Annotated in this window: 11 protein-coding genes and 1 pseudogene; 7 read left to right on the forward strand and 5 right to left on the reverse strand. The window is 51.0% G+C overall.

Annotated elements, in window-relative coordinates:
- Window positions 1-34: 34 nt before the first annotated feature.
- Window positions 35-1,015, reverse strand: a complete 981-nt coding sequence (locus tag EOJ37_RS06240; protein WP_127958961.1) for an alpha/beta hydrolase family protein — start codon at window positions 1,013-1,015, stop codon at window positions 35-37.
- A gap of 499 nt (window positions 1,016-1,514) precedes the next feature.
- Here EOJ37_RS06240 and gcvT point away from each other — a divergent pair, with 499 nt between their 5' ends.
- The 3 genes from gcvT to gcvP all read left to right on the forward strand — a co-directional run bounded on the left by gcvT (window position 1,515) and on the right by gcvP (window position 6,104).
- On the forward strand, window positions 1,515-2,612 hold the full coding sequence (gene gcvT / locus EOJ37_RS06245; RefSeq protein WP_127958963.1) for a glycine cleavage system aminomethyltransferase GcvT: 1,098 nt from the start codon (window positions 1,515-1,517) through the stop codon (window positions 2,610-2,612).
- 21 nt (window positions 2,613-2,633) lie between these two features.
- The gene (gcvH, locus tag EOJ37_RS06250; RefSeq protein ID WP_127958965.1) at window positions 2,634-3,020 is read left to right on the forward strand and encodes a glycine cleavage system protein GcvH; all 387 of its coding nucleotides are present in this window, start codon (window positions 2,634-2,636) and stop codon (window positions 3,018-3,020) included.
- A gap of 186 nt (window positions 3,021-3,206) precedes the next feature.
- A complete protein-coding gene (gcvP, locus tag EOJ37_RS06255) occupies window positions 3,207-6,104 on the forward strand; it encodes an aminomethyl-transferring glycine dehydrogenase (RefSeq protein ID WP_127958968.1) in 2,898 nt (965 codons plus the stop codon).
- 190 nt (window positions 6,105-6,294) lie between these two features.
- Here gcvP and ygfZ read toward each other — a convergent pair whose 3' ends face one another.
- The gene (gene ygfZ / locus EOJ37_RS06260; RefSeq protein ID WP_127958970.1) at window positions 6,295-7,281 is read right to left on the reverse strand and encodes a tRNA-modifying protein YgfZ; all 987 of its coding nucleotides are present in this window, start codon (window positions 7,279-7,281) and stop codon (window positions 6,295-6,297) included.
- A gap of 181 nt (window positions 7,282-7,462) precedes the next feature.
- Between ygfZ and sdhE the strand changes: the two genes are divergently transcribed.
- A complete protein-coding gene (gene sdhE, locus EOJ37_RS06265; RefSeq protein ID WP_127958972.1) occupies window positions 7,463-7,729 on the forward strand; it encodes an FAD assembly factor SdhE in 267 nt (88 codons plus the stop codon).
- On the forward strand, window positions 7,710-8,147 hold the full coding sequence (locus tag EOJ37_RS06270; RefSeq protein ID WP_127958974.1) for a protein YgfX: 438 nt from the start codon (window positions 7,710-7,712) through the stop codon (window positions 8,145-8,147). Before sdhE ends, EOJ37_RS06270 begins: the two co-directional genes overlap by 20 nt.
- A gap of 148 nt (window positions 8,148-8,295) precedes the next feature.
- On the opposite strand, the gene fldB is transcribed toward EOJ37_RS06270, so the two are convergent.
- The 3 genes from fldB to metH all read right to left on the reverse strand — a co-directional run bounded on the left by fldB (window position 8,296) and on the right by metH (window position 13,156).
- Window positions 8,296-8,814, reverse strand: coding sequence for a flavodoxin FldB (gene fldB / locus EOJ37_RS06275; RefSeq protein WP_127958977.1), 519 nt, complete (start codon window positions 8,812-8,814; stop codon window positions 8,296-8,298).
- Between the two features lie 27 nt (window positions 8,815-8,841).
- Window positions 8,842-9,411: a glycerol-3-phosphate responsive antiterminator gene (locus EOJ37_RS06280; protein WP_127958979.1), complete on the reverse strand. Its 570-nt coding sequence runs from the start codon at window positions 9,409-9,411 to the stop codon at window positions 8,842-8,844.
- 67 nt (window positions 9,412-9,478) lie between these two features.
- Entirely contained in the window at window positions 9,479-13,156 is a 3,678-nt protein-coding gene (gene metH, locus EOJ37_RS06285) for a methionine synthase (RefSeq protein ID WP_127958981.1), read from the reverse strand.
- Between the two features lie 413 nt (window positions 13,157-13,569).
- On the opposite strand from metH, the pseudogene EOJ37_RS14790 reads away from it, so the two are divergent.
- Together EOJ37_RS14790 and EOJ37_RS06295 are read left to right on the forward strand one after the other, a co-directional pair.
- A pseudogene (locus EOJ37_RS14790) lies at window positions 13,570-15,249 on the forward strand (type VI secretion system Vgr family protein); the annotation flags it as partial.
- Window positions 15,250-16,341: 1,092 nt separating this feature from the next.
- Entirely contained in the window at window positions 16,342-16,632 is a 291-nt protein-coding gene (locus tag EOJ37_RS06295; protein ID WP_127958991.1) for a barstar family protein, read from the forward strand.
- Window positions 16,633-16,841: the final 209 nt, after the last annotated feature.

Below are 16,841 nucleotides of genomic sequence, written 5' to 3' on the forward strand. Positions count from 1 at the left end.
TGCACACTCAACCACTTTTTGCCTTACTCTCCGGTTACCGATGACCAGCAAACGCCAGTGTAATTACCTTTTCTACCTCGCTAAAATGGGGCGACTGAGGGTCGACAATATCAAAATGTCCTGCACATTCAATTATTTGATAATAAACATCCATCTCATGTTCTATCGCATCCTGATAGTAAAACCGATTAGTATCCATCGGCACACTGTCATCCATCATACCATGAACCAAATAAGCCTTGGTTTTTACAGGCAACATCGCTGCCGGTGAGGTATTACTGATAATCTGCCGGAACTCGGCCATTTTATCGGGCGGCATCTGGGCATAATTTGCTACTTCACTTGGGCCAATTAACAGCCCCAATGCTGCATTATCAGACAGATGATGGGCAATGGCATAATCAAGATCCAGCACCCCGGCCAATGAGATAAAACCCGCCGTCGGTGTAGCATTTTCAGAAAAAAGTACACTCTGCCGGTCAATACTGGCTCTACTGGCCGCCCAGGCAGCCAAGTGCCCCCCCGCAGAATGACCAATCAGTACAATATTATTCAGGTCAATCCGTTGTTCCAGTTTAGCGTCACGAATAATCTGTGGTAGGCGATCAATACAATTGGCAACGTCAAGAAAAGTGCCAGGATATCCCCCACCCACATCACCAACACGCCGATACTCAATATTGGCTGAAGCAATACCCATTTTGGTCAGTGCTGCGGCTAAATGCGAAAGATATTGCAGATCATATTTGCTGCGCCAATAACCACCATGTATCAGGATCGCCAACGGATAACGCCCTTCCCCTTCAGGTATCCTAAGGTCAAAAAAATTCTGCGGATGCTGATCATATTGATAGCGTTGCAGATACGGTGGCTGTGGCTGCGCAAAAGTTGCAGAGTCCAATTCGTTATCTGGCGCTTGGCATTGAGCCTGCGCAGCAGAAGCCACGCCAGTACCGAATGACAACGATAGGGGTAAATAAACCCCAAGTGTGGTCAGAAAGTTTCGTCTATTCATTGCTATATATCCAGAAAAATAAAAATTTTAAACTGAAAAGTGGCTGACAAACCAAAAAGTGAACAATAGTAACAACCCGTTATCATACGAACCAACCATCTCCATTGATAGCACTCTATTTGAAAAAATCTAATCCAAGACAACCCCAATCATTACTTTTTCTAATCCATAAAAAATCACCCCCACAATAAAAATTGCGGCGACAAGCAAAAAAACAGTATAAAAAAACATATAATCAAACACAAAAAGAGCTTTAATCTTCATTAAAAGGAAAATAATCAAAAACAATCCAATCCTCTATTGAGTGATAAAGATCTAACAAGCACCATCGATATATTTTTATTTATGGTGATCTAGGGCATTCAGTGATAACGTCAATCTAAGCAGCGCGATGAATATGCTGTGTTTAAATCGATACCGTTCTTGGTTCCTGATACCACCACTGCAACGGCATAAGATATCTTCTCTTCATCGAATTGATGGTTGACAAGAGGAAACAATGACAAAACAAACCATACTCTATCAGCAGCATCTCGCCAGTGGCGCACGCATGGTCGATTTTCATGGCTGGATGATGCCACTGCATTATGGCTCCCAGATCGACGAACACCATGCAGTACGCCAAGATGCTGGCATGTTCGATGTCTCCCATATGACCATTGTTGATCTGCACGGTGCCGCCACTCGCCGCTTTCTACGTTACCTACTGGCTAACGACGTTAATAAACTCACCCAACCGGGCAAAGCCCTCTACAGCGCGATGTTGAACACCGCTGGTGGTGTGATTGACGATCTGATTGTCTATTTCTTTGACGAAAACTACTTCCGTCTGGTGGTTAACTCCGCCACTCGAGACAAAGATCTGGCCTGGATCGCTCAACATGCGGCAGCCTATCAGGTTGAATTGAAACTGCGTGATGACCTGGCGCTGATTGCCGTGCAAGGGCCACAAGCCAAGCAGCGTGTTGCTAGCCTGCTTAGCCCGGCACAGCAACACGCTGTTGCCAGCATGAAACCCTTTTTTGGTCAGCAGACCGAGGCGCTGTTTATTGCTACCACCGGCTATACCGGTGAAGCGGGTTACGAAATTGCACTGCCACAGGAATTAGCCACGGAATTCTGGCAACAGCTTTTAGCCGCAGGTGTGAAACCTGCTGGATTAGGTGCCCGCGATACGCTGCGTTTAGAAGCGGGTATGAACCTGTACGGTCAAGAAATGGATGAAAGCATTTCACCACTCGCGGCCAATATGGGCTGGACGATCGCTTGGCAGCCAGAAGATCGTCAGTTTATTGGTCGTGAGCCGCTAGAACAGCAGCGAAAACAAGGTACTGAGCAGCTAGTCGGCTTAGTGATGAAAGAGAAAGGGGTGTTGCGTAACCAACTGCCGGTTCACTTCATCGATAGTAAGGGCGATCCACAGCAGGGGATCATCACCAGCGGTTCATTCTCCCCGACGCTCGGTTGCAGTATCGCACTGGCACGCGTGCCTGCTGGTATTGGCGAGCAAGCCACCGTCCAGATCCGCCAGCGTGAAGTGCTGGTTAATGTTAGCAAACCCAATTTTGTCCGTTTCGGCAAGTCATTGATCGATTAAACCAGAAGGAGTCACTATTCCATGAGCAATGTGCCAACAGAACTGAAATATACCACCTCCCACGAATGGGTTCTCGATGCCGGAAATGACGAATATCTGGTCGGCATCACCGAACATGCACAGGAGTTACTCGGTGACATGGTGTTTGTCGATTTACCGGAGATCGGCACACAGGTTAATGCCGGTGATGAATGCGCAGTGGCAGAGTCTGTGAAAGCCGCTTCTGATATTTATGCGCCGATCAGCGGCGAAATTATTGCCGTCAATAACACGCTGGAAGGGGAGCCGGAACTGGTTAACAGCGATCCCTACCAAGAAGGCTGGCTGTTCCGCATCAAAGCCTCTGACTTGGCAGAACTTGATCGCTTAATTGATGCAGAAGCGTATCTCGCATCGATTGACCAATAGCATTGTCACCATGTTCCGCATGGTCATATTCTGCAGCACGCTAATGCCACTGAGCAGAGTATGGCCGCCCTGCAGCATGTTCTAAATCCGCGAGCGGCAATACAGCCTAGCCAATCAACTCAATGCTGAGCAGAATGTCGAGCATGGTGCCATCCAATCCCCGCCCATATGCAGGAATTTGTAGCAATGAACCAGACACTCAGCCAACTTGAACACCCGCAGACATTCGTTCAACGCCACATCGGCCCCTCACCCGCGCAGCAGCAACAGATGCTCGACGCGGTCGCTGCCACTTCGCTAGATGCACTGATCGAACAAATTGTTCCCGCCAATATCCAGTTACCGACACCCCCAGCAACCGGTGAAGCAACCACTGAACATCAAGCACTGGCAGAACTCAAAGCGATTGCAGCCAAAAACCAGCGCTATAAATCCTATATCGGTATGGGCTATAGCCCGGTACTGACACCACCGGTTATTCTGCGTAACTTATTGGAAAACCCCAGTTGGTACACTGCCTACACACCTTACCAACCGGAGATCTCTCAAGGGCGTCTTGAGGCACTGCTCAACTTCCAGACTGTCACGCTTGATCTGACCGGATTGGATTTAGCCTCCGCTTCACTACTGGATGAAGCCACCGCTGCTGCCGAGGCAATGGCGCTGGCCAAACGCGCCAGCAAATTAAAGCAGGCCAACCGTTTCTTTGTCGCCGATGATCTACACCCGCAAACACTGGATGTGGTGCGCACGCGCGCCGAAACATTTGGCTTTGAGCTGATTATCGATAAACCCGCTAAGGCGTTAGAAACCGAAGGGGTGTTTGGTGTACTGCTGCAACAGGCCGGTAGCAGCGGTGAACTGCATGACTACAGCGCTCTGCTACAGCAGTTGAAACAACGCAACATCATTAGCTGTATGGCTGCCGACATCATGGCATTGGTGCTACTCACTGCTCCGGGTCAGTACGGGGCAGATGTGGTATTTGGCTCTGCGCAACGTTTCGGCGTGCCGATGGGTTATGGTGGCCCACATGCGGCTTTTTTTGCCTGTCGTGATGAGTTCAAACGCTCAATGCCTGGCCGGATCATTGGCCTGTCACGCGATGCGGCAGGCAACCCAGCGCTACGCATGGCAATGCAGACGCGTGAACAGCACATTCGGCGTGAAAAAGCCAACTCGAATATCTGTACTTCACAGGTTCTGTTGGCCAACATTGCTGGCCTGTATGCGGTCTATCACGGCCCGCAAGGGTTACGACGCATTGCTCAGCGGATCCACCGCCTGACTGATATTCTCGCCACTGCGCTACAGCAAGCCGGTCTGAAACTACGCCATCAAACTTGGTTCGACACGCTCTGTGTCGAGGTCAACGATAAAGCAGCCACATTAGCGCGCGCAACAGCGCAGGGGATCAACCTGCGTAGTGATCTGCAACATGCTGTCGGCATCACACTGGATGAGACCACCCGCAGTGAAGATATCCAAACCTTGTTTGCACTGTTAGTGGCAGATGATCACAACACCGCTACAACGCTGCCACTCGATATTGCTGCACTGGATAACACGCTAAGCCAGCACAGCAGCTCAATTCCTGCCAACATGTGGCGTAAAGCACCGATCCTGACCCACCCAGTATTTAATCGCTATCACAGCGAAACCGAGATGATGCGCTATATGCATCGACTGGTGCGTAAAGATCTGGCATTAAATCAGGCGATGATCCCGCTCGGTTCATGCACCATGAAGTTAAATGCTGCCGCAGAGATGTTGCCAATCACTTGGCCTGAGTTCGCGGATCTGCACCCGTTCTGCCCACCAGAGCAGGCCGCCGGTTACCAGCAGATGATTGCTCAACTGGCTGACTGGCTAGCAAAACTCACCGGCTACGATGCGATGTGTATGCAGCCTAACTCAGGCGCACAAGGCGAATATGCCGGCTTACTGGCGATCCGCCGTTATCACCAAAGCCGTGGTCAAGGCAACCGCCACATCTGCCTGATACCCAGCTCGGCACATGGTACTAACCCGGCCTCAGCACAAATGGCCGGCATGAGCATTGTGGTGGTTGGCTGTGATAAAGAAGGCAATATTGATCTCGATGACCTGCACCACAAAGCGCAACAGGCGGGAGACGCGCTATCTTGTATCATGGTGACCTACCCTTCCACCCACGGTGTCTATGAAGAGACCATCCGTAGTGCCTGTGAAATTGTTCATCAATTTGGCGGCCAAGTTTACCTTGATGGCGCCAACATGAATGCGCAAGTTGGCATCACAACACCTGGTTATATTGGCGCCGATGTCTCGCACCTCAATCTACACAAAACCTTCTGCATTCCACACGGCGGTGGTGGGCCTGGTATGGGGCCGATTGGTGTCAAAGCACATTTGGCACCGTTTGTCCCTGGCCACTGCGTGGTCAATATCGAAGGGGTACTGACTCAACAGGGGGCGGTTTCTGCGGCGCCATTTGGCAGCGCGTCAATCTTACCGATCAGTTGGATGTATATCCGCATGATGGGTGCTGAGGGGCTTAAGCAGGCCAGCCAAGTGGCGATCCTGAATGCAAACTACATCGCCTGTCGACTGAAAGATGCCTATCCTGTGCTCTACACTGGGCGTGATCATCGTGTCGCTCATGAGTGCATTCTCGATATCCGACCATTAAAAGAGCAGAGCGGCATCAGCGAGATGGATATCGCCAAACGCTTGATTGACTATGGCTTCCATGCACCCACCATGTCATTCCCGGTCGCTGGCACTTTGATGATTGAACCGACTGAATCAGAAAGCAAAGTAGAGCTTGATCGTTTTATCGCTGCGATGCTTGCCATTCGGGCTGAAATAGCACGTGTCGAAGCGGGTGAATGGCCATTACAGGATAACCCGCTGGTCAATGCTCCACACACCCAGGCTGAACTGGTTGAACAGTGGCAGCATCCCTATAGCCGCGAATTGGCCGCCTTCCCTGTGCGCGAACTCCGTGACAACAAATATTGGCCGAGTGTCAAACGGCTGGATGATGTCTATGGTGATCGCAATCTGTTCTGTGCCTGCGCACCGATCAGCGACTACAGCTAGTTAATTCGGCTGACCGGCACCGGTTGCTACTCACCATCAGCAACCGGTGCCAGCATCTTTTACCCAACCGCCCTGGCAGGGTAACTCACCCGGTTAGATCCCCATCCGTTTGGAGACTGTTAACTGCCAAGCGCTGTTTATCCACTGTGCCAACTTAGCGCTGTAACTAGCAAACTGATCACGTTCTGAATTAACAAACCACCGCATACGGCAACGATCTCATCTGCAATTGGCTACTGTCATCTTGGCTCACGCGCAATAGGCTGTCTGCCGCTAAGTCGTTGTTCATCACCACTTGTACCCAAATCCGCCCATCGGCCAAACGTATCGTGGCCAATACCGTGCCAGTGCGCCGCCAGTTCTGCTCCAGCTTTAGTTCCAAATCATCACCCGGCTGTGGAAGCTGCTCAGCGACACCTTCCAGCCAGTAGAGCGCGCGCTTATTCGCCCCGCGAAACTTGGCGCGCGCCACCATCTCTTGCCCCATATAGCAACCTTTATTAAAGCTAATACCATCGAGTGCTTGCAGATTGGTTGCTTGTGGCAATAACTGCGCGCTGGTGGCGGCATCAATCACCGGATAACCGGCTTCAATTTCCAGTGCCAGCCATTGGCGACTGGCATTAAATTGCGCCCGTCCAGAGAGTTGAGTCACCAGTTGGCTTACTACCCGCTCACTGCTGATCAACAAAAAGCGTTCCACAGGCAAGCTGAAATGCAGCAGTGTTGTCTCTTCTTGCTGCAACACCGGTTGCTGTTGATCCGGCAACCGGACAAAAAACGGTGCCAGTGCCTCACGTGCCTGTTCACCTGCCACCCCTAACAGCACTGCATCTTCTTGCGGCTCGATAGTCACCTTGGAAAATACCGCATACTTTTTTAGCTCAGCCAACTGGCTTACCAACACACTACGGCGCAATAGATAAGCCAACCCTTCTGCTCGATGAAACAGGCGTAAGTTGCTAAACATCTTTCCTTTGGCATCACAATGACCACATAGCTGGTGCTGTTCAGTTGCTAATTGAGGCACATCCAGCGTCAGTTGCCCCTGAAGATATTTGACCTGATCTGCGCCATTAACTTGTACCAGTGCCCAATCTTCCAGTGAGATCAGTGTCAATGGTAACTGTGTCGCGCTGACTACCGGGCGCGGTGAAAAAGGAATGTTGAGTGCCATATCAGCCCCTGCTCTCTGTTTAACGTCAATCAAACTCACCCAATGAGTTTAGATAATGCGATCAATACTCTTTCCAATCGGTCTGCCAGATTGTTAATCTATACCCCTTCTGCAAGTGATCGCCCGAATCAGGTCAATCACCAACGCATGGACTTATCCGTCAAGAGGTTTTTATAACGTCATGGATATCAATAACAAAGCACGCATTCACTGGGCCTGTCGCCGTGGAATGCGCGAACTTGATCTCTCGATCATGCCATTTTTCGAATATGAATACGACACACTGAACGATCAGGACAAAGCGTTGTTCATTCGGTTACTCGCGTGTGACGATCCTGACCTGTTTAATTGGTTAATGAATCATGGTGCTCCGCAGGATCCTGAGCTGCAGAGAATGGTCTCCCTTATCCAAACGAGAAATAAAAACCGTGGCACCGTGGCGCTGTGATGTCCGTGTATCTTGGCATACACAACTCTTTTCATTAATGATCCACGGACTGCTGATTTTGCTGGTACTGATCTTACCCTGGCCAGAAGGATACAGCCCACTCTGGTTAATGCTGCTGGTGTTACTGGTTTTTGAATGCACCGTTAGCCAAAAGAAGATCGCTTTCAGCCGTGGTGAATTCTGGCTGTGTAACGACCAGTACGTTAAATGGCACGATGAAGAGTGGACAATGCGCAGCAAGCCGTGGATCTCGCGTTTTGGCATTCTGTTCTCTCTGCAACAAGTGGGCGGTAAACACCGCTGTCGGCTGTGGCTGGCCTCCGATGCGTTGCACAAGGAAGAGTGGCGTCACTTAAATCAACTGCTACGCAACGACAGCATCAGCAGTGGCGAAAAAAGTGACGATAAAACAGAGTAATCACTGCCATTACCGCTCAAGGTGAACCGGACAATGCACCGGTTCACCTAACACGGGCTGCCAAGCGCTAACGTACCCAGCCACAACTCTCGAGCGTCAGTAATGCCGAGTCGACAGCCTGCAAGTGAGACACTGTGCACAATCATCGCTATAGGTGTGCATCTATCTCCAGCAAGATCTGTTCACACCAATCCTGCAAACGCTGATCAGTTAATTGATACTGGTTCACTTCATCCAGCGCCAAACCAACAAACTGCTGACCATCTGCCGTCAACGCCTTAGAAGCAATAAACTCAAACCCGGCTGTCGGCCAGAAACCGACAAACTGAGCCCCCAGTGGGGCCAGATAGTCGTGCAAGATCCCCAACGCATCCAAGAACCATTCGCCATACCCCAACTGGTCGCCCATGCCATACAGCGCCACAATCTTCCCTTGCCAATCAAGGCGCGCTAACTGCGGCCAAATTGCTAGCCAATCTTCCTGTAATTCACCAAAATCCCAGGTTGGAATGCCGAGGATTAACACTTGATATTGCTCGATCCGTTGTGGCGCAACTTCGCGCAGATTGTGCAGTTCAACCAGATCACTGCCTAAAATCTGACTGATTTTCTCTGCGACTATTTCGGTGTAGCAGGTGGTTGAACCATAAAACAGACCAATTTTCATTGCGATACCAAATTACCTATCTTACTGTCACGATAATTTAAACTGCCAGACATCATGATTGGTGGTTGCTACCGCAATAGCCCCCGCCGTTAACGCACTCTGGGCATCATCCTGATCACAAACCAAACCACCGGCTATGATCGGCAGCGCGACCTTTTCGGCAACCCAACCGAGAACTTTCGGCATACATCCCGGCAAGATCTCGATGCAGTCAGGTGTCGACTGAGCGACCTGCTTACCAATGTTATGAAAAGAGATTGAATCCATAATGAACAGACGATGGATCGCATAAAAACCATGCTGACGTGCCGCTTTTACCATCGCTGCTTTGGTGCTGATAATACCATCAGCCTGAGTAACAATTTTCAAGAAATTAATCACAATCTCTTTGTTCGAGCTACCTTCCAGCAGATCAACGTGTACAAAAGCGTGTTTACCTGCTTCTTTTATCTGCTGGACAATACGCCCAATATTGCAGATATTGCCGTATAGCACCGAGATAATCTGGCAATCAGACTGCACAGCAAGCTGTAGGCTTTCATGATCTTTCACTGCGGCAATCACCGGGTGCAGTTTCAACAGTTCAATGATAGACACAGTAAACCTCCCCTAGCTAAAAAACCGTTTGACAGTGGATAACATCTGGCCGCTAACGCCGCCACAACTACTCAGCATCATAGGCTAAATTGGGTGCTAACCAGCGCTCAGCTTCACTCAACGTGATGCCCTTACGCTCGGCATAGTCTGCCACCTGATCGCGCTGGATCTGTGCCACTGCAAAATAGCGGCTTTGTGGATGGCTAAAGTACCAACCAGAAACTGAAGCTCCCGGCCACATAGCAAAAGAGTCGGTCAGCTTCATGCCGGTATGTGTTTCAACATCAAGCAGTTGCCAGATGGCCTGCTTTTCACTGTGTTCCGGACAAGCAGCATACCCGGGTGCCGGACGGATCCCTTGATACTCTTCGCGGATCAACGCCTGGTTATCCAATACTTCATCAGGCGCGAAGCCCCAATAGTGTTTACGCACCTGTTGATGCAAGTACTCAGCAAAAGCCTCCGCCAAACGATCTGCCAACGCTTTCACCATGATTTTATTGTAATCATCATGGTTTTCATCGTAGGCCGCTGCCAGTTGATCCTCCTCCAGCCCCCCAGTCACCGCAAAAGCCCCCAGATAATCAGCCTTACCGCTCTGTTTGGGTGCGACAAAATCAGCCAGACAGTAGTTGGCAAAATCGGTTTTTTCGGTCTGTTGGCGCAGATGGTGGCTGATTGCTAAACAGTGCTGACGGCTTTCATCACGATAAATTTCAATATCATCCCCCACGCTGTTGGCCGGGAACAGGCCAAATACCGCCCGTGGACGTAAACTCGCTGTCGCGGCTAACTGATCCAGCAACTGATTGGCGTCGTGATAGAGACGCGTCGCCTCTTCGCCTACCACTTCATCGGTTAAAATACGCGGATATTTACCAGCAAGCGACCAAGTCATAAAGAATGGCGTCCAGTCGATATAGTGACGCAACGTGTTAATGTCTGCTTCCAGTGTGACTACACCCAGTTGGTTTGGTACTGGCGGCTGATACTGCTGCCAATCGAGGCCAAGCGCATTAGCGCGCGCCTGTTGCAGGCTCACTGGTGGAGTACGTGGTTTTTTACGCCCATGCTGCAAACGTACCGCCTGATACTCGTTACGTATCCGGCTGACAAATTCATCACGCTGGCTATCAGAAAGCAGTGCGGAAACCACCCCGACACTGCGTGAAGCATTCTGCACGTAGACCGTTGGGCCACTGTAATGCTGCTCGATTTTCACTGCTGTATGCGCTTTCGACGTGGTCGCACCACCAATCAATAATGGCAACTTAAAGCCTTGACGTTCCATCTCTTTGGCAACATTGACCATCTCCTCCAGTGACGGCGTGATCAGCCCCGATAAGCCGATAATGTCCACCTGCTGTTCACGCGCTGTCTTTAAGATCTTGTCAGTGGGCACCATCACACCAAGATCAATAATTTCATAGTTGTTACACTGCAACACCACACCAACAATGTTCTTGCCGATGTCATGCACATCCCCTTTTACTGTCGCCAGCAGGATCTTTCCGGCAGCGCTGCCCTGCTGTTTGCTTGCTTCAATAAATGGCTCCAAATAAGCCACCGCCTGTTTCATCACACGGGCAGATTTGACCACCTGAGGCAAAAACATTTTACCTTCGCCAAACAGATCCCCGACGACATTCATCCCCGCCATCAACGGCCCTTCGATCACCTCTATCGGCCGTTGCACCTGCTGACGCGCCTGCTCAGTATCCTGCTCAATAAATTCCGTGATCCCTTTCACCAGAGCATACTCAAGCCGCTTGTTGACCGGCCAGTTACGCCACTCAGCCAGCTGGGTCACTTCGTTCTCTTTGCTGCCACGATACTTCTCTGCCAGTGCCAACAGCCGTTCGGTGCTATCCTGACGGCGGTTGAGAACGACATCCTCTACCGCCGTGCGCAATTCGACACTCAGATCATCATAAATCGCTAATTGCCCGGCGTTGACAATACCCATATCCATGCCGTTAGCGATCGCATGGTACAGGAACACTGCGTGGATCGCCTCGCGCACTGGCTCATTACCACGGAACGAAAACGAAACGTTAGAGACACCGCCAGAGATCATCGCGTGCGGTAGATGCTGTTTTATGTCTGAACAGGCATTGATAAAATCAACGGCATAATTGTCATGCGCCTCAATCCCAGTGGCAACAGCAAAAATATTGGGATCAAAAATGATATCTTCAGGCGGGAAGCCAACCTGCTCGGTAAGGATCTGGTATGCCCGGCGGCAGATGTCAAACTTGCGCGCCCGTGTATCCGCCTGCCCGACCTCATCAAATGCCATCACCACCACAGCAGCACCATAACGCCGCACCAATTTGGCCTGATGGATAAACGCCTGCTCGCCCTCTTTTAATGAAATTGAATTGACGATCCCTTTACCCTGTAAACATTTTAGTCCCTGTTCGATCACACTCCATTTTGACGAATCAATCATCACCGGCACACGCGCAATATCAGGTTCGGAGGCGATCAGATTAAGAAAACGGACCATTGCCGCTTCAGCATCCAGCATCCCCTCATCCATATTGATATCGATGATCTGTGCGCCATTCTCAACCTGCTGTCGCGCCACCTCGAGTGCCTGTTGATACTTCTCTTCCTTGATCAGCTTCTTAAAACGCGCCGACCCGGTGACGTTGGTTCGCTCACCAACATTCACAAACAACGAATTGGCATCAATGGTCAGCGGTTCCAATCCAGAGAGACGACAGGCAACCGCTAAACCAGGCAACTGGCGCGGGGCAATTCCAGCCACCGCCTGCGCCATCGCAGCAATATGTACTGGCGTAGTGCCACAACAACCACCGACAATATTGAGGAAACCCGCCTTAGCCCACTCAGCCACCTGTTCAGCCATCTGAGCGGCATCCAGATCATACTCGCCAAACGCATTCGGCAAACCAGCATTAGGGTGCGCACTGACATAACTTTCACTGATTCTTGCTAACTCAGCGACATACTGCCGCAACTCTTGTGGCCCAAGCGCACAGTTGAGGCCAAATGCAATCGGGTTAACATGACGCAGTGAGTTATAGAATGCTTCGGTAGTCTGCCCCGACAAGGTGCGCCCAGAGGCATCAGTAATAGTGCCTGAAATCATAATCGGCAGTGTTACGCCCAGCGCCTCAAACTCACTGGTCACAGCAAATGCTGCTGCTTTCGCGTTAAGTGTGTCGAAGATAGTCTCGATCATAATCAGATCAACACCACCTTTTATCAGCGCACGGGTGGAGTCGCGATAAGCTGCCACCAATTGATCAAAGGTAACATTGCGCATCGCTGGGTCATTAACATCCGGGGAGATCGAAGCAGTGCGGTTGGTTGGCCCCAACACCCCAGCGACAAAACGCGGTTTGTCCGGGGTTTTCGCCGACCACTCATCGGCACAGGCGCGCGCCAAGCGTGCAGCCTGATAGTTGATCTCATCAGACAGTGTTTCCATCTGATAATCAGCCATCGCAATACTGGTCGCGTTGAAGGTGTCGGTTTCAATAATATCTGCACCTGCCTCTAGGTAGGCCAGGTGAATAGCGCGGATCACTTCGGGTTTGCTCAATACTAGCAAATCGTTATTGCCCTTCAGCTCAGTAGGCCAATCCGCAAAACGTTGTCCTCGATAATCCTGCTCTGCCAATTGATGTTTCTGGATCATCGTGCCCATCGCACCATCCAGGATTAAAATACGCCGTGTTAACTGTTGGCGCAGTTGTTCTGCTTGATTGCTCACAGTTGCTCCTTCACACCCGCTGATTGACTGTTGCCACACTACGGCAACCACAGAAAATATGTTGCATTCTCACTTGGAAAATCAATTGACTGCCATGCTAACACAGTTCATCACCAGCAACAGTCAGCCACCCGGTAATAGGCACAAAAAATATCTAGCTCGATTAAGCGATGTTCTACTGCACTTTGATTATCAGCACCGCATCTACTTTCCAATAATCGGCAGGCGAGAATAAAGTCAGGCTATAGTTCCATCACTCACACAAGATCACTGCACACTATTTTTTCGACTGGCACCCACACGTTGTGCGTAGCACGAAAAAAACAGTTCCCATTTATCGCCATCACTGTTTTAATCGAACAATCTTATTTAACCTATTGCTTCGAACAGGGAATGTGAACATGAGTACCCAACCCAGTGGATTGCAATTCACCCTCAGCGCCGGTGGCCAACCGGCCGACACCTTCGCAGTGGTCGATTTCACCCTTAACGAACACTACTCCTCGCTGTTTGAACTGGAACTTAACCTTGCCAGCAGCAACCCGGCGGTTGATTTTGATGCCGTACTCGATCGCGGTGCCAAACTCTCGGTCTGGCGCGACGGCGTGCTGCAACGCACCGTTTCCGGCATTGTCACCTGCTTTCAACAGGGCGACAGCGGCTTCCAGCAAACCCGCTACCGCATGGAAGTACGCCCCAGCCTGTGGCGCTTGAGCCTGTGCCGTAACTCACGCATCTTCCAGCTTGAGACGATCGAGCAGATCATCAGCAAACTGCTGCGTGAAGCGCAAATCGTCGACTATGCCTTTGGCCTGCGCCACCCGCACCCAGCACGCGAATTCTGTGTGCAGTACCAAGAGAGCGACCTTGAATTTATCCAGCGCCTGGCCGCCGAAGAGGGCATCTTCTACTACTTTGAATTTAACCAAGGCCGCCACACGGTGGTGTTTGCTGATGATGTTGGTATCGTGCCAAAGAAAGCCAGCCTGCCCTACAACCCGAACGTCGCGGCACAAGCCAACGAGTTGTGCGTCAACCGCTTTATCTGTAGCGCTCAAGTGCGCCCGGCGGAGGTGCAACTGAAAGATTACACCTTCAAAAACCCGCGCTGGGATGCGACATTCAGCCAACAGGCCAGCGGTGAAATCGCTCAGCGTCGCAGCTACCAACAGTTTGATTTTCCTGGTCGCTTCAAAGATCAGCAACACGGCGAAGATTTCACCCGCTACCGGCTGGAGGCACTGCGCAACGATGCTCGCTTGGGGCGCGGCACCAGCAACGACTTCCGCCTGCAACCCGGCATTCGCCTGACGCTGAGCCAGCACCCGCGCGCCGACCTGAACTGTGCCTGGCAACTGGTGGCGACCCAGCATCACGGCCAACAGCCGCAAGCGCTGCAGCAAGAGGCCGGTGAGCAAGGCACCCACCTCAATACCGAGTTCCAGTTTATCCCGCGTAGCCAAACCTGGCGGCCAACGCCACTGCCGAAACCGGTCATCGACGGGCCACATCTGGCCAACGTGGTTGGCCCCGGCAACGAAGAGATCTTCTGCGATGAACATGGCCGCATCCGCGTGCAGTTCCGCTGGGATCGCTACGGCAACAGCGACGACCACAGCTCATGCTGGATCCGCGTCAGCCAACCGTGGGCAGGACAAGGCTGGGGGATGATCGCCATCCCGCGCGTCGGCCAGGAAGTGGTGGTCGACTTCCTGCATGGCGACCAGGATCAACCGATTGTTACTGGGCGTACCTATCACGCGGTCAACCGCGCCGCGCTGAAACTGCCGATGGCGAAAACCCAGATGGTGCTGCGCAGCAAAACCCACAAAGGCGAAGGCTACAACGAACTGCGTTTTGAAGACGCCAAAGGCCGGGAAGGCCTATTCCTGCGTGCCCAGCGCGACATGACCACCCAAGTGCTCAACAACCGCGTCACCGAAGTCAGCGCTAACCACATCGAAACGGTGCAACAAAATCAGCAAATTGAAATTGGCCAACATTATCACTTCACCACGCACGGCAACCACACCCTGACGGTTCAGGGCGATCAACGCACAGAAATCAACGGCCAACAACAACGCACAGTACAGCAAGTGCTGGAACTGGCCTCGGCGCGCGGCATTCGGCTGGAGAGTGGCGCATCGGCACTGGAACTGCACGCCGATGGTCACATCAGCCTGCACGGCAAAAACTTCAACATTTATGCCACACACAACGGCCAGATCACCGCCAGCCAAGCGCTCGATCTCAACGATGAACAGCAGCTTGCCGAAGCCAGCCAGTGGATAAAAAATGCGTTTGCTGGCCAGCCATTAACGGTCGAAACCGCTGCCAACGTCACACCGGAAGCGGCTGCCGCGAGTGCTACCGCACGCGCAGCCGCCGCTAGCGAGACTGCACCGGCACTGAGCACACTCAACAGCGCAGCGGTGGGGCGATTGCTGGCCGCCGGAGCGCTGTATCACCAAAACCCAGAAACCTTTGCCACTATCGCCGAACAGTTGGGTGGCGAAGCGCTCAGTGCCTATCATAATGATTACCAAGACCCGAGTTCGAAAGAGTTAATCAGCCAACTCTCAACCTTGGCCGATTTTGTCCCGGTGGTCGGTGATATTAAGGGCTTTGCCGAAGCGGAAGACACACTCGATTTTCTCGCTGCCGCCATCGGCGTGATCCCGGTCGTCGGCGACGCCGCTGGCAAAGCGCTGAAAGCAGCGAAACACGCGTTGAAAAAAGGCGATGTCGCTGGGGCGTCGAAGTTGGTTAATCAGGCCAGTGAGAAGGTTTCGGCATATAATGCAGCAACCTATGCTGGCTTGAAGTTGGATCTGAAAACCACTGAGGCGGCAAATCAAGTTGTGGAAAGTTTGCGTAATACTGGAAAGCTACCAGCTCATTACCTCACAAAAGAAATGGCTACAGAGAAAGGATGGAGGGCAGGTAAGGCTCTACATAATAGTGTGAAAAATGGAAAGATTGGCGGAGATATATTTAAGGATGCAGATAATTTATTACCGTCTATGCCAGATCGAATTTGGTATGAAGCTGATATTGGTCTAGATAGTAAAATGTCTAGAAGTAATCAACCAGGAACTCGTTTGTTATATTCGAATGATGGTTTACTTTACATCACAACAGATCACTATGAAAGTGTGACTTCAATAGGTAAGTGGAAGTAAATGATGAATAAAGTAATTTTAAATGGGGAACATATACACACTGAGCTAGAATTTCACAAAGCGATTTCTGAATCGTTGGGTTTTGGTTCGAATTATGGAAAAAACCTTAATGCATTATGGGATCGCTTAAGCACAGACGTTGAAAGACCAGTGATCATAATATGGTTAAACTCTGAACAATCAAAAGAATTTCTCAATGAATACTTTGACAGGATCATTGAAATTTTCGAGCAAACGAAGCAACAAGACATTCGATTCAATTGGGAGGATAAATTTGACTATTTATTAAAGTAGATAGAATCCCCTTGCCCAAGTTCAGGTCGGGATTCTACTTTGTGTGATAATTAACTCAACCTTGGCCGATTTTGTCCCGGTAGTCGGTGATATTAAAGGCTTTGCCGAAGCGGAAGACACACTCGATTTTCTCGCCGCGGCCATCGGCGTGATCCCGGTTGTCGGCGACGTCGCTGGCAACGCGCTGAAAGCAGCGAAACACGCGTTGA

Source organism: Serratia microhaemolytica (assembly GCF_004011885.1).
Lineage (GTDB): Bacteria > Pseudomonadota > Gammaproteobacteria > Enterobacterales > Enterobacteriaceae > Serratia_G > Serratia_G microhaemolytica.

Bases quoted from the DNA above. Each gene is read 5' to 3' on its own strand.
- EOJ37_RS06240 (WP_127958961.1), bottom strand. From the start codon at position 1,015: ATGAATAGACGAAACTTTCTGACCACACTTGGGGTTTATTTACCCCTA.
- gcvT (WP_127958963.1), top strand. From the start codon at position 1,515: ATGACAAAACAAACCATACTCTATCAGCAGCATCTCGCCAGTGGCGCA.
- gcvH (WP_127958965.1), top strand. From the start codon at position 2,634: ATGAGCAATGTGCCAACAGAACTGAAATATACCACCTCCCACGAATGG.
- gcvP (WP_127958968.1), top strand. From the start codon at position 3,207: ATGAACCAGACACTCAGCCAACTTGAACACCCGCAGACATTCGTTCAA.
- ygfZ (WP_127958970.1), bottom strand. From the start codon at position 7,281: ATGGCACTCAACATTCCTTTTTCACCGCGCCCGGTAGTCAGCGCGACA.
- sdhE (WP_127958972.1), top strand. From the start codon at position 7,463: ATGGATATCAATAACAAAGCACGCATTCACTGGGCCTGTCGCCGTGGA.
- fldB (WP_127958977.1), bottom strand. From the start codon at position 8,814: ATGAAAATTGGTCTGTTTTATGGTTCAACCACCTGCTACACCGAAATA.
- EOJ37_RS06295 (WP_127958991.1), top strand. From the start codon at position 16,342: ATGAATAAAGTAATTTTAAATGGGGAACATATACACACTGAGCTAGAA.